Origin of the sequence: Streptomyces sp. NPDC088733 (genome assembly GCF_044751185.1) — a bacterium.
Taxonomy (GTDB): Bacteria; Actinomycetota; Actinomycetes; order Streptomycetales; family Streptomycetaceae; genus Actinacidiphila.
Genome location: NZ_JBIVLH010000017.1, coordinates 41,033 through 64,190 on the forward strand (window position 1 = coordinate 41,033; position 23,158 = coordinate 64,190).

21 protein-coding genes and 3 tRNA genes are annotated in these 23,158 nt (G+C 72.6%); 16 read left to right on the forward strand and 8 right to left on the reverse strand.

The annotated features are described in order from the left end of the window. Positions 1–55: 55 nt before the first annotated feature. The 3 genes from ACIP64_RS27710 to ACIP64_RS27720 all read left to right on the forward strand — a co-directional run bounded on the left by ACIP64_RS27710 (position 56) and on the right by ACIP64_RS27720 (position 2,910). A complete protein-coding gene (locus ACIP64_RS27710) occupies positions 56–1,414 on the forward strand; it encodes an aspartate aminotransferase family protein (protein ID WP_401591882.1) in 1,359 nt (452 codons plus the stop codon). A gap of 110 nt (positions 1,415–1,524) precedes the next feature. Next, complete coding sequence (locus ACIP64_RS27715; protein WP_401591884.1) at positions 1,525–2,211, forward strand: GntR family transcriptional regulator; 687 nt, start codon at positions 1,525–1,527, stop codon at positions 2,209–2,211. Positions 2,212–2,256: 45 nt separating this feature from the next. Next, positions 2,257–2,910, forward strand: a complete 654-nt coding sequence (locus ACIP64_RS27720; protein WP_360900390.1) for a hypothetical protein — start codon at positions 2,257–2,259, stop codon at positions 2,908–2,910. 18 nt (positions 2,911–2,928) lie between these two features. On the opposite strand, the gene ACIP64_RS27725 is transcribed toward ACIP64_RS27720, so the two are convergent. After that, the gene (locus ACIP64_RS27725; protein WP_401591886.1) at positions 2,929–3,681 is read right to left on the reverse strand and encodes an SLATT domain-containing protein; all 753 of its coding nucleotides are present in this window, start codon (positions 3,679–3,681) and stop codon (positions 2,929–2,931) included. Between the two features lie 203 nt (positions 3,682–3,884). Here ACIP64_RS27725 and purD point away from each other — a divergent pair, with 203 nt between their 5' ends. The 4 genes from purD to ACIP64_RS27745 all read left to right on the forward strand — a co-directional run bounded on the left by purD (position 3,885) and on the right by ACIP64_RS27745 (position 9,602). Continuing rightward, positions 3,885–5,135: a phosphoribosylamine--glycine ligase gene (purD, locus tag ACIP64_RS27730; protein ID WP_401591888.1), complete on the forward strand. Its 1,251-nt coding sequence runs from the start codon at positions 3,885–3,887 to the stop codon at positions 5,133–5,135. Positions 5,136–5,324: 189 nt separating this feature from the next. Continuing rightward, positions 5,325–7,004 carry a hypothetical protein gene (locus tag ACIP64_RS27735; protein ID WP_401591890.1) on the forward strand — a complete coding sequence of 560 codons (1,680 nt, stop codon included), beginning with the start codon at positions 5,325–5,327 and terminating at the stop codon, positions 7,002–7,004. A gap of 144 nt (positions 7,005–7,148) precedes the next feature. Then, positions 7,149–8,633, forward strand: a complete 1,485-nt coding sequence (locus ACIP64_RS27740) for a N,N-dimethylformamidase beta subunit family domain-containing protein (protein ID WP_401591892.1) — start codon at positions 7,149–7,151, stop codon at positions 8,631–8,633. A 72-nt stretch (positions 8,634–8,705) separates the two neighbouring features. Beyond that, the gene (locus ACIP64_RS27745) at positions 8,706–9,602 is read left to right on the forward strand and encodes a phosphoribosylaminoimidazolesuccinocarboxamide synthase (RefSeq protein ID WP_401591894.1); all 897 of its coding nucleotides are present in this window, start codon (positions 8,706–8,708) and stop codon (positions 9,600–9,602) included. A 168-nt stretch (positions 9,603–9,770) separates the two neighbouring features. Here ACIP64_RS27745 and ACIP64_RS27750 read toward each other — a convergent pair whose 3' ends face one another. The 5 genes from ACIP64_RS27750 to ACIP64_RS27770 all read right to left on the reverse strand — a co-directional run bounded on the left by ACIP64_RS27750 (position 9,771) and on the right by ACIP64_RS27770 (position 11,232). Beyond that, complete coding sequence (locus ACIP64_RS27750; protein ID WP_401591896.1) at positions 9,771–10,013, reverse strand: DUF6059 family protein; 243 nt, start codon at positions 10,011–10,013, stop codon at positions 9,771–9,773. A gap of 184 nt (positions 10,014–10,197) precedes the next feature. After that, a tRNA-Gly gene (locus ACIP64_RS27755) sits at positions 10,198–10,270 on the reverse strand. A gap of 343 nt (positions 10,271–10,613) precedes the next feature. Continuing rightward, a tRNA-Gly gene (locus ACIP64_RS27760) sits at positions 10,614–10,686 on the reverse strand. Positions 10,687–10,733: 47 nt separating this feature from the next. Continuing rightward, positions 10,734–10,805 (reverse strand) — tRNA-Gly (locus ACIP64_RS27765). A gap of 109 nt (positions 10,806–10,914) precedes the next feature. After that, on the reverse strand, positions 10,915–11,232 hold the full coding sequence (locus ACIP64_RS27770) for an Lsr2 family protein (RefSeq protein ID WP_360900411.1): 318 nt from the start codon (positions 11,230–11,232) through the stop codon (positions 10,915–10,917). A gap of 260 nt (positions 11,233–11,492) precedes the next feature. Between ACIP64_RS27770 and purS the strand changes: the two genes are divergently transcribed. From purS to purM, 9 genes are all read left to right on the forward strand, one after another. Beyond that, complete coding sequence (gene purS / locus ACIP64_RS27775) at positions 11,493–11,738, forward strand: phosphoribosylformylglycinamidine synthase subunit PurS (protein ID WP_360900414.1); 246 nt, start codon at positions 11,493–11,495, stop codon at positions 11,736–11,738. After that, entirely contained in the window at positions 11,735–12,415 is a 681-nt protein-coding gene (purQ, locus tag ACIP64_RS27780) for a phosphoribosylformylglycinamidine synthase subunit PurQ (RefSeq protein WP_360900417.1), read from the forward strand. Before purS ends, purQ begins: the two co-directional genes overlap by 4 nt. Next, a complete protein-coding gene (gene purL, locus ACIP64_RS27785; protein WP_401591899.1) occupies positions 12,412–14,670 on the forward strand; it encodes a phosphoribosylformylglycinamidine synthase subunit PurL in 2,259 nt (752 codons plus the stop codon). Before purQ ends, purL begins: the two co-directional genes overlap by 4 nt. Positions 14,671–14,768: 98 nt before the next feature. Then, on the forward strand, positions 14,769–15,629 hold the full coding sequence (locus ACIP64_RS27790; RefSeq protein ID WP_401591901.1) for a hypothetical protein: 861 nt from the start codon (positions 14,769–14,771) through the stop codon (positions 15,627–15,629). A gap of 46 nt (positions 15,630–15,675) precedes the next feature. Then, the gene (locus ACIP64_RS27795; protein ID WP_360900426.1) at positions 15,676–15,879 is read left to right on the forward strand and encodes a DUF4177 domain-containing protein; all 204 of its coding nucleotides are present in this window, start codon (positions 15,676–15,678) and stop codon (positions 15,877–15,879) included. Positions 15,880–15,927: 48 nt separating this feature from the next. Further along, positions 15,928–16,725: a sterol carrier family protein gene (locus tag ACIP64_RS27800; protein WP_401591903.1), complete on the forward strand. Its 798-nt coding sequence runs from the start codon at positions 15,928–15,930 to the stop codon at positions 16,723–16,725. A 29-nt stretch (positions 16,726–16,754) separates the two neighbouring features. Further along, positions 16,755–18,422 (forward strand): hypothetical protein, encoded by a 1,668-nt coding sequence (locus ACIP64_RS27805; protein WP_401591905.1) that lies wholly within the window; start codon positions 16,755–16,757, stop codon positions 18,420–18,422. Positions 18,423–18,562: 140 nt separating this feature from the next. Beyond that, positions 18,563–20,080 (forward strand): amidophosphoribosyltransferase, encoded by a 1,518-nt coding sequence (gene purF / locus ACIP64_RS27810; RefSeq protein WP_401591907.1) that lies wholly within the window; start codon positions 18,563–18,565, stop codon positions 20,078–20,080. 28 nt (positions 20,081–20,108) lie between these two features. Continuing rightward, positions 20,109–21,176 carry a phosphoribosylformylglycinamidine cyclo-ligase gene (purM, locus tag ACIP64_RS27815; protein WP_401591909.1) on the forward strand — a complete coding sequence of 356 codons (1,068 nt, stop codon included), beginning with the start codon at positions 20,109–20,111 and terminating at the stop codon, positions 21,174–21,176. Positions 21,177–21,275: 99 nt separating this feature from the next. On the opposite strand, the gene ACIP64_RS27820 is transcribed toward purM, so the two are convergent. Further along, positions 21,276–21,590, reverse strand: a complete 315-nt coding sequence (locus tag ACIP64_RS27820; RefSeq protein WP_384285307.1) for a DUF3073 domain-containing protein — start codon at positions 21,588–21,590, stop codon at positions 21,276–21,278. Positions 21,591–21,949: 359 nt separating this feature from the next. Then, the gene (locus tag ACIP64_RS27825; RefSeq protein WP_360900441.1) at positions 21,950–23,077 is read right to left on the reverse strand and encodes a Glu/Leu/Phe/Val dehydrogenase dimerization domain-containing protein; all 1,128 of its coding nucleotides are present in this window, start codon (positions 23,075–23,077) and stop codon (positions 21,950–21,952) included. Positions 23,078–23,158 lie beyond the last annotated feature (81 nt).

Sequence of the window (23,158 nt, forward strand, 5' to 3'; positions counted from 1 at the left end):
TGGGATACAGGGTGCCAATGGGGCCCCGTCCGGGCGTCTGCTTAGCCTTGGGGCCATGACCCCCCTTTACGCAGACCCCGAGACCGGCGCCGCCGTGAAGGCCGCCGACCGCGCGCACGTCTTCCACTCCTGGTCGGCGCAAGGCCTGATCGACCCGCTCGCGGTCGCCGGGGCGGAGGGCGCGTACTTCTGGGACTACGACGGCAACCGCTACCTGGACTTCACCAGCGGCCTGGTGTTCACCAACATCGGGTACCAGCACCCCAAGGTCGTCGCCGCGATCCAGGAGCAGGCCGCGAAGCTCGTCACCTTCGCACCGGCCTTCGCCGTGGAGTCGCGCTCCGAGGCCGCCCGGCTGATCGCCGAGCGCACCCCCGGCGACCTGAACAAGATCTTCTTCACCAACGGCGGCGCCGAGGCCGTCGAGAACGCGGTGCGGATGGCCCGGCTGCACACCGGCCGCCCCAAGGTGCTCTCCGCGTACCGCTCGTACCACGGTGCCACCGCCGCCGCGATCAACCTGACCGGCGACCCGCGCCGCTGGCCGTCGGACAGCGGCTCGGCCGGTGTCGTGCACTTCTGGGCGCCGTTCCTCTACCGCTCGCCGTTCCACGCGGAGACCGAGGAGCAGGAGCGCGACCGCGCGCTGCAGCACCTGGAGGACACGATCGTCTTCGAGGGGCCGCAGACCGTCGCCGCGATCGTGCTGGAGACGGTGCCGGGCACGGCGGGCATCATGGTGCCGCCGCCCGGCTATCTGGCGGGCGTCCGCGAGATCTGCGACCGGTACGGCATCGTCCTCGTCCTCGACGAGGTCATGGCCGGTTTCGGCCGCACCGGCAGCTGGTTCGCCGCGGAGCAGTTCGATGTCGTCCCCGACCTGCTGACCTTCGCCAAGGGCGTCAACTCCGGTTACGTGCCGCTCGGCGGTGTCGCCATCAGCGAGGAGATCGCCGCGACCTTCGCCACCCGCCCCTACCCGGGCGGGCTGACCTACTCCGGCCATCCGCTGGCCTGCGCCGCGGCCGTCGCCACGATCGGCGTGATGGAGGACGAGGGCGTGGTCGCCAGGGCCGCCGAACTCGGCGAGCACACCATCGGCCCCGGCCTGCGCGAACTGGCCGGGCGCCACCCGTCGGTCGGCGAGGTGCGGGGCCTGGGTGCCTTCTGGGCGCTGGAGCTGGTGCGCGACCGGGAGACCCGTGAGCCCCTGGTGCCGTACAACGCCGCGGGTGAGGCGAACGCCCCCATGGCGGCCTTCACGGCGGCCTGCAAGAAGAGCGGTCTGTGGCCGTTCGTGAACATGAACCGCACCCATGTGGTGCCCGCCTGCAACATCACCGAGGCCGAGGCCAAGGAGGGCCTCGCGCTCCTCGACGCGGCCCTGTCGGTCGCCGACGAGCACACGGTCTGAACCGGACCGGCCGCGCGTGACCGACGCCACAGGCGCCGACCACCCGCGGCCGGGCCTCGCATAGGGTGAAGCGCATTCAGGCGCACGCACATCCGAGGGAGGCACCGGGCATGCGGGATGGTGCAGACGCAGGGCGCCCCGTCAGACGGAGCAGTCTGCGCCAGCAGATCGCCGACGCTCTGCGCGACGAGGTGCTCACCGGCCGCATGGTCGCCGGACGCCACTTCACCGTGAAGGAGATCGCCGAGCTGTACGGGGTCTCCGCGACGCCCGTGCGCGAGGCGCTGGTCGACCTCGCCGCGCAGGGACTGCTCGAGGTCGAGCACCATCGCGGCTTCCAGGTGCGCCGCTTCACCGAATCCGAGTTCCGCTCCATGGTGGGAGCCCGCACCCTGGTCGTGGAGGGGATCTTCCGGCGGATCGCCACACGCGGCATGCGGGAGGTCGAACCGGCCGCGCTCGCCTCCGTCCGCCGCCGCGCGGAGGCCGCCGCACCGGCGGCCCGCGCCGGTGAGCTGGACGTGCTCATCGGCCACGACATCCGTTTCTGGCGCGAGCTGACCGCGCTGGCCGGCAACGCCCATGTCGCCGAGTTCCTGGACCGCATCCGCATGCAGACCTGGGCGTACGAGGTGCCCTTCCTGCGCGCCCGCACCTCCCTGGAGGGGGTGTGCTGGGCGGACCACGTGGAGCTGGTGGGCGCGGTCGAGAAGCGCGATCCGGAGACCGCCCAGCGGATCATGGAGGAATTCAACGACCACTCTCTCGCGCTGATGCGTCGGCCCCCCGCCCCCTAGCCGACTACGCTGGCCCGACCACGCACGGAAGGACTTGGAGCGCCTGTGGCCTGCGACTTGTGGCTGGTTCCCCTGGTGGACGTGCTCTGCCACAGCCCGGACAACCCGTTCGCCGAGGAAATCGCCCGCTACGACAAGGCACTGAGCGACGCCGGTCTGCCACCGGTGCCCGTCTACAGCTACATGCCCGGCCTGTCCGGCGACGTCGCGCCGGTCGCCGGTTTCGACTACGACGCGCTGCACTTCCTGCGCAGGGCGTACCTGCTGCAGATCCAGGGCCTGGCCGTCACGCCCGTCGACGAACTCGGCGGGGACTACGAGCAGTTGCTGGAGATGTTCGAGACCACCGCCCAGCAGTCGCACCTGGTGTGGCACTACGACCACGCCGGCGCCTATGTGCCGCTGGACTTCCCCTTCCCGCTGGTCAACGACGAACTGCTGGAGGGCGGCGGCCCCTTGGGCTCGGCCCACGGGCTGCTGCGCGAGCTGGACTTCGTCGCGCCGGTCATCGGGATCGACCCGCTCAACCCGCCGCCCCCGCCCCTGCCGCCGGCCGGGCCCACCGAGCTGGAGGAGCCGGCCGCCGCGCCCGCTTCCGGCGACGGCGGCCCCTTCGCTCGGGAGCGGCACGTGTGGCTGGGGCTGCACGCGGCGGCCACCCGGTCGCTCGGCCAGGGCTCGATGATCGTCTTCAGTTAGCCGTTCCAGGGCTGCGGTTCAGCCGGCGCGCGGCCCCTCCGGGGGCCGCTGGCGCGGCATGTTCGGCCGGCCGCCCGGCAGCAGCGGGAACCGCCCGCCGGTGCCGGGCGTACCGCCCTCCGGGCTCCGCGCGCCCCATCCCCAGGTCAGGGACTGCGTGCGCAGGGGGGCGCCGCCGGCCCGGAAGTCCAGCATCCAGTCGGCGGTCTCGGACCGTACGAGCTCCGAGACGTCCTCGGAGAAGCGGCGCAGCACCGTCAGGCAGCGCTCGGCCGCCTCGGCCGCGGTGCCCTCGGTGGGGCCGAGCACCTCGCGCACGGACTCCGAGGCCCAGTCGTAGCGCAGCGCCTCCAGACGGCGCTGCACGGCCTGGGCGGTCGCCACGTCCCGCATCCACCCGGCGGTCAGGCCGAGATGGCGGTCCAGGCCGACGCAGACGACGGCCAGCAGCAGCGCGGCGTACGCCCAGCGGTCGCGCACCCCCGCGCCGGTCACGGCGAGGACTGCGCCGGAGGTCGCGGCCAGCGCGGCCGCGACGCGCAGCCCCCTGGCCCACAGCCGCTTGCGCACGCGGTCGGCGAGGTACCACTCGACCGTGCGCAGCGCCTCCGCCTCGGCCCAGCGGTAGAGCTCCTCCAGCCGTTCCGCCGGCTCGCCCCAGTCGCCCAGCGGGAACGAGGGTGCCCGCAGGTCCTCCCGCTGCCGGTGGAGCGCCCGCCGTTTCGGTTCCTCCCGAGGTACTTCCTCGGGATACATGTCCGGCTGGCTCACCTGCACGCTCCCTCGTGACGTCGATGACGGAGCCCCCTTCTTACCGCCGAACGGCTGAGCTTGCGAAGTGGATGACGGTAATTCCGCCCTTACGGGGTGCTTGATCAGGTATGGGCTCCCGCAGGCAGCACCCGAACGAGTGACGCCCGCAGGCGCCGGGAGGGGCACGGGGGAGCCGGTGGCCAGCCGATACCCTTGGCGCCGTGAACGTCCTTGTCATCGGCGGCGGTGCCCGCGAACATGCCCTGTGCCGCGCTCTGTCCCTCGACCCCGACGTGGCGGCGCTGCACTGCGCCCCCGGGAACGCCGGCATCGCCGAGGTGGCGCGGCTGCACGCGGTGGATCCCCTGGACGGGGACGCGGTCGCGGACCTCGCGGCCCGGCTGGGGGCCGACCTCGTGATCGTCGGCCCCGAGGCCCCGCTCGTGGCGGGCGTCGCGGACGCGGTGCGCGCCCGCGGCATCGACTGCTTCGGCCCCTCGCGGGAGGCGGCGGCCCTGGAGGGCTCCAAGGCGTTCGCCAAGGACGTGATGGCGGCGGCCGCGGTGCCCACCGCGCGCGCGTACGTGTGCACCACCCCCGCCGAGGTCGACGAGGCGCTGGACGCCTTCGGCGCCCCGTACGTCGTCAAGGACGACGGCCTGGCCGCGGGCAAGGGCGTCGTGGTGACCGACGACCTGGAGGCCGCCCGGGCGCACGCCAACGCCTGCGAGCGGGTCGTGATCGAGGAGTACCTGGACGGCCCGGAGGTCTCGCTCTTCGCCGTCACCGACGGCGAGACCGTCGTGCCGCTCCAGCCCGCGCAGGACTTCAAGCGCGCCCACGACGCGGACGAGGGCCCCAACACCGGCGGCATGGGCGCGTACAGCCCGCTGCCGTGGGCCGATCCGCGACTGGTCGAGGAGGTGGAGCGCACGGTGCTCCAGCCGACCGTCGACGAACTGCGCCGCCGCGGCACGCCCTTCTCCGGGCTGCTGTACGCGGGCCTGGCCATCACCTCGCGCGGTGTGCGGGTCATCGAGTTCAACGCGCGCTTCGGCGACCCGGAGACGCAGGTCGTGCTGGCCCGCCTCAAGACCCCGCTGGCGGGGCTGCTGCGCGCCGCGGCGGCCGGCCGGCTGGCCGCCTTCCCCGCGCTGCGCTGGAGCGAGGGCGCCGCGGTCACCGTCGTGGTCGCGTCCGAGAACTACCCCGGTACGCCGCGGACCGGTGACCCGATCACCGGTCTGGACGAGGTCGCCGCCGAGGACGAGCACGCCTACGTGCTGCACGCGGGCACCAAGGCGGACGCCGACGGGCGGGTGGTGAGCGCGGGGGGCCGCGTCCTGTCGGTCACCGCGACCGGGGCGGACCTCACCAAGGCCCGTGAGCGCGCGTACCGGGCGGTGGCCCGGATCGGCCTGAAGGGCTCGCACCATCGTTCGGATATCGCGGAAAAGGCCGCCAGGGGCTGAACCCTGGGCAAGGCCACTCCAAGGGGTGATGGCTTGCCCATCCTGCTGACGTGAGCCCGGGGCCCAACTAGGGTGCGGCGCAAGCGCACTGCGAGAGCGCACGACCACCGCACAATCGGCCCTACCGGCATTGCGGTGTCCGTGGGCGGTGCGACAGTGGGGGCATGCAGTCGCGTCAGCAGCTTGGGGGTGAGCACACCGTTGGCCGGGGAAGCAGGTGAAGGAGCCGCGCGGGCACGCGCGCTGGCCGTCCTGCGGATTCGCAGCATCGCGCTGGCGGTGGTGCTGCTGCCCGCCGCGCTGGCGGTCGTGCTGCTGGTCGGCGGCGCGACGGGCCGGATCGTCGGCGAGACCTCGGAGATCCTGCGCTGGCTGGTGGTCGGGGGCGCGCTGCTGGTGCTGCTGCTCGCGGGCGGCGTCGCGGCCGTCGTCGTCCGGGCGCGACCGGCCGTGAGCCCCACGGTCCCGGTCGCCGAGAAGTCCGCCCCGGACCTCTACCGCATGGTCCGGGACCTCGCGGTGCGCCTCCAGGTGCCCGTGCCCTCCGCGATAGAACTGACCCCGGACTGCGACAGCTGGCTGGAGGACCGCACCCACGGCACGCGCCGCAAGGCACCGCCGCAGGCCCCGGCCCTGGTGATCGGCTCGCCCTTCATGTGGTGGATGCGGGTCGCCGAGCTGCGGGCGCTGCTCGCCCCGGTCGTGGCGGGCACGGGTCCCGCGGCCGATCCGGACATCGCCGCGGCCCGCCGCTTCGTACGCGGGCTGGACGCGGCGGCCGGTGTGGCCACCGCGGCCCACGAGCCCTCGCTCACCGGATGGATACGCCGGCCCGCCTACGCCTTCCTCGGCTGGGTCGCCAAGCTGCTGCTCCGCGCCTGCCGCGTGCATGCCGCCGAGATGGAGCGCGCGGTGGCCGGCGCCGCCTCGGAGCGGGCCCAGGCGGTCGACTACGGACTGCGGATCGTGGCCCAGGAGCAGGTGGGCCTCGCCTACGCGGGCTGGGACCGGCTGCTGACCCGGGTGGCGCTGCCGGCCTGGCGGATGGGGCGCTGGCCGTCCCGGCTGGACGCGGGCGTGGTGGCGGCGCTGACCGAGCTGTCGCGGCGGGACCGGCTGGCCGAGGGATTCGAGTCGCGGCTGGGCGAGCGCCCCGCCTGCGACCTGCTGGAGGAGCCGGGCACGGTCGACGAGGCCGCCTCGCTGCTGGCGGCGCGGCTGTTCCACGGCGGCCCGCGGCAGCAGGGCCCCGACTGGTCGCCGGTCGCGTGGGACACCTATCCCGAAGAGGTCGTGGACCGGATCTGGCGCAGCGACGCGGCCCGCCTGATCACCGTTCTCGACGAGGCGCACGAACCGGCCGGGGCGCTCGGTCCCCGTCGTGTGTCCGTCCCCACGGGCGCGGCCGCGGGCCTGTCCGGCACCCCCGACCAGCCCGGCCGCGCGACCCTGGCCCGGGTGCTGGACCGGCTGTCGGCGGGCGGCAGCGAGGAGCTGGCCGCCCGGATCACCCGGCACGTCGCCCGTGAGGAGGCCGAGCGGGAGGAGACCACCCGCGAGGAGGCCGCCGCCCAGGCCGCCGTGGACGGCGCGTTCGCCCCCGTCTACCACCTGCTGCCGCCCCGCACCGGCCGGGAACTGCTCACCGACCACGTCACGGCGATGGTCTGCTGCGCCGCCGTGGACACCGCGGGCGCGGCCCCCGGCCTGGACTGGCTGGACGGCCCGGCCCTGCTGGTCGGCGGGGTGCGCCGGGGCGACCTGTCCTGGCCGGTGCTCCGGCTCGTGGAGAACGGGGACGCGGCACCGCTGCGCTCCTGGCTCACGGCGGTGGGCGTACGCCCCGAGAAGCCGATACGCCTCGTCTGACCGGAACTTGACCGGATATGTCCCGTCGGCGTGAATCCCTTCCAATAAAACGCCACGAACAGTGACCGGGACAGCGCATTGTGTGATGTCCTGGACCTGGGCACGCGTACACCACCTCGGGGGACGGCGAGGAGGGGAAGAATCGTGGTGAGGGAGCAGGTCCACCGGTGGCAGTCCGGAGCGCTGGCGCACGGCGTCACCGACCCGTTCGGGCAGGGCCCGGTGCCCTGGCTGCGCGGGGCCGAGCAGTATCTGGACGACACCGGCCAGGTCGTTCCCTGGTACGTCGATCTGACGGCCTCCCGCGGCGAGTCGCACGGCGCGCCGCGCGTCCCGGGACCCCGTTCCGCGGACGACGTGCGCTGCCAGATCAAGGGCTTCGCCACCGGCGCCTCCGTGGCCCCGGGCGACGCGATCGACTTCCGCGTCACCGTCGACCCGCCGCAGAGCTACAACGTCGACGTCTACCGCATCGGCCACTACGGCGGCGACGGCGCGGCCCAGGTGGGCACCAGCCCGCGGCTGTCCGGCATCGTGCAGCCGGCGCCGCTCACCGCCGGCCGCACGGTCTCCTGCCATCACTGGTGGCAGTCCTGGCGGCTGCAGGTCCCCTCCTACTGGAATCCCGGCGCCTATGTCGCCGTGCTGACGACGCAGGACGGCTACCGCAGCCACATCCCCTTCACCGTGCGCGACGACCGCCCGGCCGATCTGCTCCTGCTGCTGCCGGACGTGACCTGGCAGGCGTACAACCTCTATCCCGAGAACGGCAGGACCGGCGCCAGCCTGTACCACGCCTGGGACGAGCAGGGCCGGCTGCTCGGCGAGGAGGAGGCCGCGGTCACGGTCTCCTTCGACCGGCCGTTCGCGGGCGCCGGGCTCCCGCTGCACGTGGGCCACGCCTACGACTTCATCCGCTGGGCCGAGCGCTACGGCTACGACCTGGCCTACGGCGACGCCCGCGACCTGCACGCCGGCAGGATCGATCCTTCCCGCTACCGGGGCATGGTCTTCCCCGGCCACGACGAGTACTGGACCGTCCCCATGCGGCGCGCCGTCGAGGCCGCCCGGGACGGCGGCACCTCGCTGGTCTTCCTCTCCGCCAACACCATGTACTGGCAGACCGAGCTGGGCCCGTCCCCGGCCGGTGACCCCGACCGGCTGCTCAGCTGCCGCAAGCGCAGGGATGCGCCGCCCGGCCGCAGCGCGCTGTGGCGCGACATGGGCGAGCCCGAGCAGGTGGTGATCGGCGTGCAGTACGCCGGCCGGGTGCCGGAGCCGTCCCCGCTGGTGGTGCGCAACGCCGACCACTGGCTGTGGGAGGCCGCGGGGGCCGGCGAGGGCGACGAGATCGAGGACCTGGTGGCGGGCGAGGCGGACCGCTACTTCCCGCGCACCCCGCTGCCCGGCTACTCCGAGCGCATCCTGCTCGCGCACTCCCCGTACGAGGACTCCGCCGGCCGCCGGGCGCACCAGGAGACCTCGCTGTACCGGGCGCCGTCCGGGGCGTACGTCTTCGCCTCCGGCACCTTCGCCTGGTCGCCCGCGCTGGACCGCCCCGGCCATGTCGACGAGCGCGTGCAGCGCGCCACCGCCAATCTGCTGGACCGCATCTGCAAACACGGCTGACACCCCGCCTCGCGCCCGTCGGGGTGGCGTGCGGGAGAATCGGGAGCCGAACCACCGATCGGGGAGGCCCCCATGTCCGGATTCGTCGAGAAGCCCGAGCCCGTGCAGGTACCGGGACTCGTGCACCTGCACACCGGCAAGGTGCGCGATCTCTACCAGAACGAGGCCGGTGAGCTGGTGATGGTCGCCAGCGACCGGCTCTCCGCGTACGACTGGGTGCTGCCCACCGAGATCCCGGACAAGGGCCGGGTCCTGACCCAGCTGTCCCTGTGGTGGTTCGACAAGATCGCCGACCTCCTCCCGAACCATGTGCTGTCCACCGAACTCCCCGCGGGCGCCCCGGCCGAGTGGGAGGGCCGCACCACGATCTGCAGGTCGCTCAGCATGGTCCCGGTCGAGTGCGTCGCGCGCGGCTACCTGACCGGTTCCGGTCTGCTGGAGTACCGGGCCGACCGCACGGTGTGCGGGCTGGCGCTGCCCGAGGGCCTGACCGACGGCTCCGAGCTGCCCGCGGCGATCTTCACCCCGGCCACCAAGGCCGCGGTCGGCGAGCACGACGAGAACGTCAGCTACGAGGAGGTCGCCCGCCAGGTCGGCGCCGACACCGCCGCCGCGCTGCGCCAGGCGACCCTCGCGGTCTACTCGCGGGCCCGCGACATCGCCCGGGAGCGCGGCATCATCCTGGCCGACACCAAGTTCGAGTTCGGCTTCGACGGCGAGACGCTGACCATCGCCGACGAGGTGCTGACCCCCGACTCGTCCCGCTTCTGGCCCGCCGAGGAGTGGGAGCCGGGCCGGGCCCAGCCCAGCTACGACAAGCAGATCGTGCGCGACTGGCTGACCTCCGCCGAGTCCGGCTGGGACCGGCGCAGCGAGCAGCCCCCGCCGGCCCTGCCGTCGCACGTCGTGGAGCGCACGCGCACCCGGTACCTGGAGGCCTACGAGCGCCTCACGGGACTGAGCTGGTAGTCCCTGCCTCGCTGCGTCGCGGGCCCCGGTCGTTCCCGGCCGGGGCCCGCTGCCGTTCCCCCGTCCTTCCGCCGGCCGGGCCGATTCGCCGTCCACAGCCTGTGGACAGCGGGCCGGGGCGCGGCCGACGCGGCGTCAGCGGTACATCCTTCGCGGGTGGGTGGGGTGTCAGCGGGCCGGTCCGAGCCGCAGTTCGCGGGCGAGCGACCGCTCCAGGGGACTCAGCGGCACCTCGGGGCACAGGCGTTCCGGATGCCCCGGCGGCAGCCCGTCCCGGCGGGCGGCAGGCGGGACGGGCTGCGGCCCGTCGATCGCGAAGTACAGCTCGCCCAGCGCGACCAGTTCCCTGGTGAGGATCCGTCCCATGGCCCGTACGGCCTCGCGGGCAGCCGCCCGGAGGGACTTGCGCATGGGGGACCTCCTGATGGGGCACCCCGGCCGGGGCGGGCGGCGCGCGCCGCGTGGTGCCGTCAGGATCGGCGCCGCGCCCCGGTGCCCGCGCGGCGACACGCTCGGGCGGGGCGCCGCGTCCCCCTCCCGGATCGCCCCGGGAACGCCGAAGACCCCGGTCGATCGACCGGGGCCTTCTTTCACGAGCGGACGACGAGGCTCGAACTCGCGACCTCAACCTTGGCAAGGTTGCGCTCTACCAACTGAGCTACGTCCGCATGCGCCGCGCGTTCCCGTGCGGTGCGTCATCCACTATAGCCAACCCGGGGAGTGCTCGGCACACACCACGCCCTGTCCTTTCGCCGTGGCGTGGGCCGCGGGCCGTCCAAGCGGCCCGCGCGCCCGGTGCGGCGCCGCCCCGCGCGCGGCCTCGGGAGCCCAATTCCCCGGCGCGGCACCGGTCTCGGTCCGTTACGGGAGCGATCCGCCACGGCGACGGCGGCCCGGCACCGGCGCCCAGGCCCGCCGCGATGTGGGGACGGTCACAAAGCCGCGGCCGACGGAAAAGGCGAACGCACACGAAGAAGGCCCCGGTCGAATGACCGGGGCCTTCTTTTCTTGAGCGGACGACGAGATTCGAACTCGCGACCCTCACCTTGGCAAGGTGATGCTCTACCAACTGAGCCACGTCCGCAGGACGCGACCACTCTACCCGATCGTGAGGACCGGTCGAGCAGTCAGAGCGGGTGACAGGGATCGCACACTGCGCCTTCCCCCTGGAAGAGGGATGTTCTACTACTGAACTACACCCGCGTGATCCGTGGGCCCGGCCTTTCGGCCCTGCCCTCGGCGCGCCTCTGACTCTAGCGGATCAACGGGGGTGGCTGTCCAATCCGTTCAGCCGGGAGCCGGCTCGCGGACATCAGTTGGCGGCGGCGTGCGCCTCGTAGACCTTCTTCGGAATGCGGCCGCGCGGCGGCACGTCGAAGCCGTTGGAGCGCGCCCAGGCGCGGACGGTGGCCGGGTCGGAGGTCAGCGCGGTGTGCTTGTAGGTCTTGCCGAGCCGGCTGTGGCGGCGTCCGGCCTCGACGTACGGCGCGAGTGCGGTGCGCAGCGCCTCGGCGTTCCCGGAAGAGAGGTCGATCTCGTACGACTTCCCGTCGAGGCCGAAAGTGACCGTTTCCGCTGCTTCACCGCCGTCGAGGTCGTCGGAGAGGGTGACCACTACGCGCTGCGCCATGGATGCCGGTCCTTTCGTGGAGAAGGCTGGGAGCCTGCCTCGGCCCCGTTGTTCTACCGAAGTCGGCGGCCCGGGGTCAATGCTTTCCCTTTTTATATGCGGAAATCTTTTCCCGGGAGCGCGCCCGGAGAATTTCTCCGGCTGTGCCCGGGCAATCAGGTCACCCGATATTCCGGGACCATTCCGGCTTATCTACCCGCGTAGACTTTCTGGCAGGGTACGGTTGGGGACATCACCGCAGCACACCACCGGGAGTGACCGTGGCACGCGTCGTAGTCGACGTCATGCTCAAGCCGGAGATCCTCGACCCGCAGGGCCAGGCGGTGCAGCGTGCACTGCCGCGCCTGGGGTTCGAGGGAATCGCCGACGTCCGCCAGGGCAAGCGTTTTGAGCTCGAACTGGAGGGTCCGGTCGACGACGCCGCCCTCGCCCGTATCCGCGAGATGGCCGAGACCTTCCTCGCCAACACCGTCATCGAGGACTTCGTCGTGAAGGTGGAGTCGTGACGGCGCGCATCGGCGTCGTCACCTTCCCCGGCACGCTGGACGACCGGGACACGCAGCGCGCCGTGCGCCTGGCCGGCGCCGAGGCGGTCCCGCTCTGGCACCGGGACAAGGATCTGCACCAGGTCGACGCCGTCGTCCTGCCGGGCGGATTCAGTTACGGCGACTATCTGCGCGCGGGGGCGATTTCCCGCTTCTCGCCCGTCATGGACTCGATCATCGCGGGCGCCAAGGACGGCCTTCCGGTCCTGGGTATCTGCAACGGCTTCCAGGTGCTCACCGAGACCCATCTCCTGCCGGGCGCGATGTTGCGCAACAATCACCTGCACTTCATCTGCCGGGACCAGAAGCTGGTCGTCGAGAACAACACGACGTCCTGGACGGCGGATTACGAGCAGGGCCAGGAGATCAGCATCCCGCTGAAGAACATCGACGGCCGCTACGTCGCCGACGAGCACGTCCTGGACGAGCTGGAGGCGGAAGGCCGCGTGGTGTTCCGCTACGCCGGCCTGAATCCCAACGGCTCGCTGCGCGACATCGCCGGCGTCACCAACGCCGCAGGCAATGTCGTCGGCCTGATGCCGCACCCCGAGCACGCGGTGGAGTCCCTCATCGGGACGGGGCGCACCGACGGCCTCGGATTCTTCACCTCGATCCTCAAGAAGCTGGTCACCGCATGAGCCGCACGCCTCTGGACACGGTCGAGCACGCGGCCGTGACCCCCGACGTCGAACTGCCCTGGGCCGAACTCGGACTGAAGAAGGACGAGTACGAGCGCGTGGTCGAGATCCTCGGCCGCCGTCCCACGGGCGCCGAACTCGCCATGTACTCGGTGATGTGGTCCGAGCACTGCTCGTACAAGTCCTCGAAGGTCCACCTCCGCCAGTTCGGAGAGAAGGCCCCGCAGTCGGACGCCCTCCTCGTCGGCATCGGTGAGAACGCCGGTGTCGTCGACGTCGGCCAGGGCTACGCGGTCACCTTCAAGGTCGAGTCGCACAACCACCCCTCGTACGTCGAGCCCTACCAGGGCGCGGCCACCGGCGTGGGCGGCATCGTGCGCGACATCATCGCGATGGGCGCGCGGCCGGTGGCGGTCGTCGACCCGCTGCGCTTCGGCGCCGCCGACCACCCCGACACCAAGCGCGTGCTGCCCGGTGTCGTCGCGGGCATCGGCGGCTACGGCAACTGCCTGGGCCTGCCCAACATCGGCGGCGAGGTCGTCTTCGACGCCTGCTACCAGGGCAACCCGCTGGTCAACGCCGGTGCGATCGGCGTCATGCGGCACGAGGACATCCACCTCGCGAAGGCCTCCGGCGCCGGCAACAAGGTCATCCTCTACGGTGCCCGCACGGGCGGCGACGGCATCGGCGGTGCCTCGATCCTGGCCTCCGAGACCTTCGACGACGCCAAGCCGTCGAAGCGCCCCGCCGTCCAGGTCGGCGACCCCTTCCAGGAGAAGCTGCTCATCGAGTGCACCCTGGAGGCCTTCCGGGAGAAGCTCGTCGTCGGCATCCAGGACCTCGGCGCGGCCGGACTGTCCTGCGCCACCTCCGAGCTCGCCTCCAACGGCTCCGGCGGCATGCGCGTCACCCTCGACGACGTACCGCTGCGCGACTCCACGCTCTCGCCCGAGGAGATCCTCATGAGCGAGTCGCAGGAGCGCATGTGCGCGGTCGTCGAGCCGGAGAAGGTCGCCCGGTTCCTGGAGATCTGCGAGAAGTGGGACGTCATCGCGACCGTCATCGGTGAGGTCACCGACGGCGACCGGCTGGAGATCTTCTGGCACGGCGGCAAGATCGTCGACGTCGACCCGCGCACCGTCGCCCACGAGGGCCCGGTCTACGAGCGCCCCTACGCCCGCCCGTCGTGGCAGGACGCGCTCCAGGCCGACGACGCGAACAAGCTGCCCCGCCCGGAGACGGCCGAGGAGCTGCGCGACCAGGTCATGCGGCTGGTCGCCTCCCCGAACCAGGCCTCCAAGTCCTGGATCACCTCCCAGTACGACCACTTCGTGCAGGGCAACACCGTGCTGGCGATGCCCGAGGACTCGGGCATGATCCGCGTCGACGAGGAGACCGGGCTCGGCGTCGCCATCGCCACGGACGGCAACGGCCGCTACGCGAAGCTCGACCCGTACACGGGCGCGCAGCTCGCGCTCGCCGAGGCCTACCGCAACGTCGCGACGACCGGCGCCAAGCCGCTCGCCGTCTCCGACTGCCTGAACTTCGGCTCGCCCGAGGACCCCGCCGTCATGTGGCAGTTCGCGGAGGCCGTCCGCGGCCTCGCGGACGGCTGCCTTCAGCTGGGCACGCCGGTGACCGGCGGCAACGTCTCGCTGTACAACCAGACCGGGGACGTCGCCATCCACCCGACGCCGGTGGTCGCCGTGCTCGGTGTCATCGACGACGTCGCCCGCCGCACGCCGGTGGCGTTCGCGGAGACGGGGCAGCTGCTCTACCTCCTCGGCGACACCCGTGAGGAGTTCGGCGGCTCGGCCTGGTCCCAGGTCGTCCACGACCACCTCGGCGGGCTGCCCCCGAAGGTGGACCTGGAGCGCGAGCGGCTGCTCGGCGAGATCCTGATCTCGGGCTCCCGGGACGGCATGATCGACGCCGCCCACGACCTGTCGGACGGCGGTCTGGTGCAGGCCGTGGTCGAGTCCTGCCTGCGCGGCGGGAACGGCGCGCGGCTCGTGGTGCCGGACGGCCTGGACCCGTTCGTGTTCCTGTTCTCCGAGTCGGCCGGACGGGCGGTCGTCTCGGTCCCGCGCAGCGAGGAGCTCCGCTTCACCGACATGTGCGGCGCGCGGGGTCTGCCCGCGACGCGCATCGGTGTCGTGGACGGCGAATCGGTCGAGGTGCAGGGCCAGTTCACGATCGGGCTGGACGAACTGCGCACGGCGCACGAGGACACGATCCCGGCCCTGCTGGGCTGATCGCACGGCGCCGACGACGCGCCCCCGTGCCGCTGGGCGCGGGGGCGCGTTGACCTTTTGGTAACCGGCCGCACGGACGGCCGGTCCATACTCCAGGCGTGAGTGACCGCAGAGCCCCCGGCGAACTGCCCTTGTGGCGTGCCCGCGACACCAGGCGCTGGGCGGCCTGCCGGCCGGCCGTGTGGTCCCGTCCGTGGTGGGGCGCCCTGGCGCTTGCCATGGCCGTCGGCGCCGTCCTCGTCCTCGCCCCCGGGGCCCTCGCGGCACCGCACTGCTGGCTGGCGGCCGCCCAGGTGTACTGGCTGTTCCGGCTGCCTCAGCTCACCTTGGTGTCGGCGCCCTTGTCCGTGGCGCTGCTGGTGTGGCTCGCGGAGCCCATGGCCGCCCTGCCGGTCTGCGCGGCGCTCGCCGTGTGCTGGGCCGGCGCCCGCCACCGTCTCGCGGTCCGGCGCCGCCGGCGGCTGCTCGCGGCCAACGCCGCCGGTGACGTACGCCTTCGGCTGCCCGCGCCGGTGCCCGCGCTGCGCCGCCGCGGGCTCGTGCCGGCCGCCGTCGGGCTGCCGTTGTGCGCGGCCGCCGCCGTACCGTTCCTGCTCCCGGTCGCCCTGGCCGGGTTCACCCTCCTGGTCACCGGGCTGCGGGCGATGCGGCGGGCCGCGGCACTGCGCCGGGACGAACTGCCGGTGCTGCGGGTGCTGTCCCGCGAGGACGAGGACACCCGCGTGTGGGTCTACGCCGCCGACGACACCGCGGGCCGCGTGCCGGTCTTCTCCTGTCCCGTGCGGCCCGGTTCGGCGATCCCCGACGACGACCACGCGCCCGGCGACAGCCGGCTGCGCGACACGCTGCTGTTCGGGGCGCCCTTCGAGGGCGCGGAACTGGTCCTGCTCTCCGCCGACGTGGAACACGGCCCGCTGATCGACCGGGTGGCCGGACCAGTGCGCCCGGTGGCGGGTTAACCTGCGTCCGCAAGGCAACCACCGCCACGACGAGGGGTCCTGACCGATGTACGAGTACAAGGTCGTCAACTTCCGTGAGTCGCTCATAGGGGACGCGATCGACAGCGACAAGCTGGAGAAGACGCTCAACAAGCACGCCGAGGACGGCTGGCAGCTCAAGGCGATCACCGCCGCCGACGTCAAGGGCCGCATCGGTCCCGGCGCCGTCGAGGGTCTGCTGATCACCTTCGAGCGGGCCCGCCAGGCCTGACCGCCGCGGTCCCGGTGCGGGGCCCGGCCGGCGCGTAGGCTGCACGCCATGCCGCCCGCCGCCCGCCGCCCCCGCACCTACGACCCGGCGCGGACCGCCGCCGCGCTCACCGCGCAGGCGGGACACGTCCTCGACGCCGCCCGCGCCCTGGACGCGGAGCAGCTGTCCGCCTCCTCGGGGCTGCCCGGCTGGGACGTGCTCCACCTCCTGGTGCACATGGCGCGCCAGATCGAGGTGGTCCCCCGGGTGCTCGGCGAACCGGCCCCGGCCAGGGCGGACCTGGACCTGACGGGCTGGGCCCGCTCCACCAACCGCATCGCCGTCAACCTGGACACCGACACGCGCGAGGCCGCGCTCGGCACCGCGGATGTCGCCGGACGCCTGGAGGCGGCGACGGCCTCCCTGCGGGACGTGCTGCCCGAGGCGGTCGACCCGGCCCGGGTGATCGCCATCACACTGGGCGCGATGCGCGCTCCGGACTTCCTCGTCACCCGCCTCGTCGAACTCGTCGTGCACAGCGACGACCTGGCCACGGCGACCGGTGTCCCCGTCCCGCTGGACCGGCAGGCGCTCGCCGCCGTGGTCCGGCTGCTGGCCGACACCCTCGCCGTCACCGCGCCCGGCAACTCCGTCGAGGTCCGCGTGCCGCCGTTCGCGGCCGTCCAGTGCGTCCCCGGCCCGCGGCACACCCGCGGCACCCCGCCCAACGTCGTCGAGACCGACCCCGTCACGTGGGTGCGCCTGGCCACCGGGCGCACGACCTGGGACGCCGCCCTCGCCGCCGGCGCCGTCTCCGCGAGCGGCGAACGCGCCGACCTGGCCCCGTACCTGCCCCTGCTGGGCTGAGCCTGCGAGGTCGTCCGCATAATGCGCCGGTGACCTCGACGACCGCCCCCGCGGACATACCGGCCCGGCCCTGGCTCTCCGCCGACGCCCAACGCTGGGCCGCCGTGCGCCTGCCGGGCTGGGCGCGCCCCCTGTGGTGCGCGCCGGTACTGCTGGCGGCGGTGATCGCCTCGATCGCCTTCGCGCCGGAGGACGTGTGCACGCCGGCCGCGCCCTGCGGCCCGATGTGGCTCGACGCGAGCGGCTCGGTCGGCTTGTTCTTCCACTTGGTGTGGATCTTCGTACTGCCCGAGGCCGTGCTGCTGTCCGCGCCCTTGCTGGTGCTGTGGACGGCGACCGGACCCGCCGAGTGGTCCGGCGGCACCGGCGCGCGTGTCGCGGATGTCGCGGTGATCGCCGCGCTCTGCTGGAGCTGGGCGGCGGTCGTGGCGCGTCTGCGGATGCGGCGCCGTCAGCGGGCGCTCGCCCTGGAGGCCGCAGGTGGTGCCGCGCTGCCGGTCCCGCCGCTGGCCGTCCCCGTACGACGCGGTGGGATCCGTGTCGTTGCCGGGGCGGCGGGCCTGGCCGTCGCCGCGGTGGCGGCGGTGGCCGCGGTCAGCGGTGACCGCGCGGACGAGGCGCACGCCGCGGCGGCGAAACACGTCGAGGCGGTCGTGGTCGCCAACGGCGCGGAGGATCACGTCGTGGTCCGCTTCGCCGACGGCACCCGCCACCGCGTCGAGGTGATGTTCCCCGAGGACTACGCCCGCGACGCCGAGGTGCCCGTCCTCGTCGACGGCGGCTGGACGCGCCTGGCGGCGGAGCCGTACCGGGACCGGACCGGGCCGCAGCTCCTCGTGCTTGCGGCGGGTGGCGCGGGGCTCGGCCTGCTGTGGTCCGCCGCCCTCACGATCACCCGTGTCCGGGCGGTGCGTCGTGGACCGGCGCCCGCGCTGCGGGTGCTGGCGCGGCGCAAGCACGGGTTCACCGTGATCCGCCCGCTGGACGGCAGGGCCGAGGCGCCGGTCCTGATGTACGACCCGGTCAAGCTCGGCGGGCCGCCCCAGGGGGAGAGCGTGCTGTTCGGCCTGCCCGCCGAGGCGGGCGAGTTCGTGCTCGTCGGCTCGGGGAAGTCCGGCCGTGTCGTGACGGAGGTGAGTGCCTCCCCCGCGCAGCGGTGGTCGAAGCTCCCCTCTGTTCCCGGGCCGCACTGGAACGCCAGGCACCGCCGTGAGGCGGAGGCGAGGGTGGCCGAGGCGGCGGCCGGGATGAAGCCCGCCACGGGCCCCGTGCGCTGGCAGAGCGGTCCGTTGAAGTGGGCGGTGGGTGTGCCGGCCCTGATGCTCCTGGGTGCCGTCCCGGCGGTGCCCCATGTCCTCGACGGCAACTGGTGGCACTGGATTCTGTGGGTCGCGGGCATATGGGGTATCGGCAGCGAATCGGTGCTTCTGATCAGGTGGCGCATCACGGCCGACGCGGACGGGCTGTGGATACGCCGTTACTGGAAGAGCCGCCTTGTGCCCTGGGCGGAGGTGAGCCGGGTCGACCGCACCTCTGGGGGCGACCTGGTCGTGCGCCGCACCAAGGGCCTGGACGACCTTCGCCTGGACAACGTCAGCAGCCCCCGGTGGGAACGTCTGCGCCGCCGCCCGTCCCCCGCGACGCACGCCGCGGCCGAGCTGACGGCCATGGTCCGCCACCCGGAACTGCGGCCCTGACGAACATCGGAACCGGTCGGGACCGGTCAGCAGGACGAAGGTCACATGCCCATGCGCCCCATGGGTTTACGCGCATAGAACACGGGTTTGTCGGGTTCCCTCGTTCGGACGACACCGCAACCTGCCCTAGACTCGATGACGTGCCACGTGGTGACGGACGACTCAACCACGACCTGCTCCCCGGTGAGAAGGGCCCCCAGGACGCTTGCGGCGTCTTCGGTGTCTGGGCTCCCGGCGAAGAGGTCTCCAAGCTCACCTACTTCGGGCTGTACGCCCTGCAGCACCGCGGACAGGAGTCCGCGGGCATCGCAGTGAGCAACGGCTCCCAGATCCTGGTCTTCAAGGACATGGGTCTGGTCTCCCAGGTCTTCGACGAAACCTCCCTCGGCTCCCTCAAGGGCCACATCGCGGTCGGGCATGCCCGTTACTCGACCACGGGCGCGTCGGTCTGGGAGAACGCCCAGCCCACTTTCCGCGCCACGGCCAGCGGCTCCATCGCGCTGGGCCACAACGGCAACCTGGTCAACACCGCCGAGCTGGCCGAGATGGTCGCCGCGCTGCCGCAGGGCAACGGCCGGGCCACCAAGGTCGCCGCGACCAACGACACCGACCTGGTGACGGCGCTGCTGGCCGGGCAGGCCGACGCGGACGGCAAGCCGCTGTCCGTCGAGGAGGCCGCCCGCCATGTGCTGCCCAAGGTCAAGGGCGCCTTCAGCCTGGTGTTCATGGACGAGCACACCCTCTACGCCGCCCGCGATCCGCAGGGCATCCGCCCGCTGGTGCTGGGCCGCCTGGAGCGCGGCTGGGTGGTGGCCTCCGAGTCCGCCGCCCTGGACATCGTCGGCGCGAGCTTCATCCGGGAGATCGAGCCCGGTGAGCTGGTCGTCATCGACGAGAACGGGCTGCGCTCCTCCCGCTTCGCCGAGGCCAGGCCCAAGGGCTGCGTCTTCGAGTACGTCTACCTGGCCCGCCCCGACACCGACATCGCCGGGCGGAACGTCTACCTCTCCCGCGTGGAGATGGGCCGCCGGCTGGCCAAGGAGGCCCCGGCCGACGCCGATCTGGTGATACCGACCCCGGAGTCCGGCACGCCTGCCGCCGTCGGCTTCGCCGAGGCCAGCGGCATCCCGTACGGCTCGGGCCTGGTGAAGAACTCCTACGTGGGCCGGACGTTCATCCAGCCCAGCCAGACCATCCGGCAGCTGGGCATCCGCCTGAAGCTGAACCCGCTCAAGGAGGTCATCCGGGGCAAGCGCCTGGTGGTCGTGGACGACTCGATCGTCCGCGGCAACACCCAGCGTGCGCTGGTCCGGATGCTGCGCGAGGCCGGCGCCGCCGAGGTCCACATCCGGATCTCCTCGCCGCCCATCAAGTGGCCGTGCTTCTTCGGCATCGACTTCGCCACCCGCGCCGAGCTGATCGCCAACGGGCTGACCGTCGACGAGATCTGCAAGTCGCTGGACGCCGACTCGCTGGCGTACATCTCGATCGACGCCATGGTCGAGGCGACCACCATCGCCAAGCCGGACCTGTGCCGCGCCTGCTTCGACGGCGAGTACCCGATGGAGCTGCCGGACCCCGAGCTGCTCGGCAAGCACCTCCTGGAGACCGAGCTGGCCGGCGGCCCCGACGCCGCCGACGCGCTCCGTCGTCCGTAAGCACACGACGCAAGGACACCTCACAGTCATGTCCGAGAACACCGGTGCCAGCTACGCCGCGGCGGGAGTCGACATCGAGGCGGGAGACCGCGCGGTCGAGCTGATGAAGGAATGGGTGAAGAAGGCCACCCGCCCCGAGGTCGTGGGCGGTCTTGGCGGCTTCGCCGGGCTCTTCGACGCGAGCGCGCTCAAGCGCTACGAGCGCCCCCTGCTGGCCTCCGCCACCGACGGGGTGGGCACGAAGGTGGACATCGCCCGCCGGATGGGCGTGTACGACACCATCGGCCACGACCTCGTCGGCATGGTCGTGGACGACCTGGTCGTGTGCGGCGCCGAGCCGCTGTTCATGACCGACTACATCTGCGTCGGCAAGGTCTTCCCCGACCGGGTCGCCGCCATCGTCAAGGGCATCGCCGAGGGCTGCGTGCTGGCCGGCTGCGCCCTGGTCGGCGGCGAGACGGCCGAGCACCCGGGCCTGCTCGGCGAGGACGAGTTCGACGTCGCGGGCGCCGGCACCGGCGTGGTCGAGGCGGACCGGCTGCTGGGCGCGGATCGCATCCGTAAGGGTGACGTGGTGATCGCCATGGAGTCCTCCGGTCTTCACTCCAACGGGTACTCGCTCGTGCGTCATGTGCTCTTCGACCGGGCGGGCTGGGCGCTCGACCGCGAGGTCCCGGAGTTCGGCCGCACGCTCGGCGAGGAACTGCTGGAGCCCACCCGGATCTACTCGCTGGACTGCCTCGCGCTCACCCGCACCGCCGAGGTGCACGCCTTCTCGCACGTCACCGGCGGCGGCCTGGCCAACAACCTGGCCCGGGTGGTCCCGGACGATCTGCACGTCACCGTGGACCGCTCGACCTGGGCGCCGGGTGCGGTGTTCTCGACCGTCGGCGAGCTCGGCGGAGTGGCACGGCGGGAGCTGGAGAAGACCCTCAACATGGGTGTCGGCATGGTCGCCGTGGTCCCCGAGGAGTCGGTCGACGTGGCGCTGACGACGCTGGCCGACCGGGGCCTGGAGGCCTGGGTGGCCGGCGAGGTCCTGGAGCGCGGCGACCGCGCCGAGGCCGTCGAGCTCACCGGTGAGTACGCGAACTGACCCGCCCGGGGCCGCGGCCCCACGCGGCGGGCAGCACGAAACCCGGTCCGGGCGTGCCCGGACCGGGTCAGCGGTCAAGCTGGATTGGTTTGTCCTGCGTCAAGCGCGACGACGTTGGGACGAGGGCTCGGACTCGTCTTCGTCCTCGTCGTCCTCATCGTCGCCGTAGAGATCCGCGTACCGTGCGTACGGGTCGTCTTCCAGCTCGTCGTCATCGTCGTCTTCCTGTACTTCCGGCGGATTTACCGGCAGCGGTGACGATGCGCCCAGCTCTTCGGCCAGACGTGACAGGTCCGTACCGCCGCTGTTGTACTTCAGCTGGCGGGCGACCTTCGTCTGCTTGGCCTTGGCCCGGCCGCGCCCCATTGGCTCGACCCCCTCAACGTGGGGCTCGACGGCCCCGAGTCTTGACACGCGTTCACGATGTGGAACGGGCTCTCGCACGAGAGTCCCGGTCCGTAGGGCTTCAACGGTACCTGCTTCCGAGGCCGCACGGTACGTCGCCCGCACGACGCGCGTCGGAGCAGGGGCCCGCCGATGGCCCGTCCTGGCTGGTCAGTCGTGATTTTACCTTCTTCCGCCGCGGTCTGGCTGCCAGGGCGTGGTAACGACCGAATCTCCAGTCTGCGGCCCGTGTCCCGGGCGGCCGGCGAAGGCCTCACGGGTGAACGACGGGCGCGGGCACACCGTACGACGGCGGGGCGGTCAGGTGTCCGCTTTGTGATGGAGGACACGCCCCCGCCGGACCGGGCGGGGGCGTGCTCACCGTGCCGTCAGTGGGCGGCCGAGGGCCGCAGCCAGCGGTCCGCCGGAGTGCGCTCGGCCATGCGCTGCTCGGCGAGGCGGTCGGCCGCCGCGGCGGGCGGGATGCCGTCGGCCGCGGCCCGCTCGAAGATCGCCAGCGTCGTGTCGAAGATCTTCGTCGCCTTGGTGCGGGCCCGCTCGAAGTCGAAGCCGTGCAGTTCGTCGGCGACCTGGATCACGCCGCCCGCGTTCACCACGTAGTCGGGCGCGTACAGGATGCCGCGGTCGGCGAGGTCCTTCTCGACACCGGGGTGCGCGAGCTGGTTGTTGGCCGCGCCGCAGACGACCGCGGCGGTGAGCACCGGCACGCTGTCGTCGTTGAGGGCGCCACCCAGCGCGCAGGGCGCGTACACGTCCAGCGGGGTCCTGATCAGGACGTCAGCGTCGGTGACGGCGGTGACCTGGGGGTGACGGGAGGTGATCCGCTCGACGGCTTCGCCGCGAACGTCGGTGACCACGACCTCGGCGCCGTCCTTGAGCAGGTGCTCCACCAGGTGGTGCCCGACCTTGCCGACGCCCGCGACGCCGACCCGGCGGCCGCGCAGCGTGGGGTCGCCCCACTTGGCCTGGGCGGCGGCCCGCATGCCTTGGAAGACGCCCCAGGCGGTCAGCACCGAGGAGTCGCCGGCGCCGCCGTTCTCGGGCGAGCGGCCGGTGGTCCACTGCGGGTTGGCGCGGGCCACGACGTCCATGTCGGCGACGTACGTGCCGACGTCGCAGGCGGTCACGTAGCGGCCGCCGAGCGAGGCCACGAAGCGGCCGTAGGCCAGCAGCAGTTCCTCGGACTTGACGGTGTCCGGGTCGCCGATGATCACGGCCTTGCCGCCACCGAGGTCCAGCCCGGCGAGCGCGTTCTTGTACGACATGCCGCGGGCGAGGTTGAGCGCGTCGGCGACGGCCTCCTCGTCGGAGGCGTACGCGTGGAAGCGGGTGCCGCCGAGGGCCGGGCCCAGGGCGGTGGAGTGGATCGCGATGACGGCCTTGAGGCCCGTGGCGCGGTCCTGGCACAAGACGACCTGCTCGTGTCCTCCCTGATCCGATCGGAACAGGGTCCACAAGGGGGAGACGAGGCCGGATGTCTGACGTACGTCGGTCACTGTGGTGACTCCCGATGTCCAGAGGTCGCCCTCCGAGCGGGTGGGGAGGGCCGGTTGCGAGAAGAGTAGAGCCACCTGGTC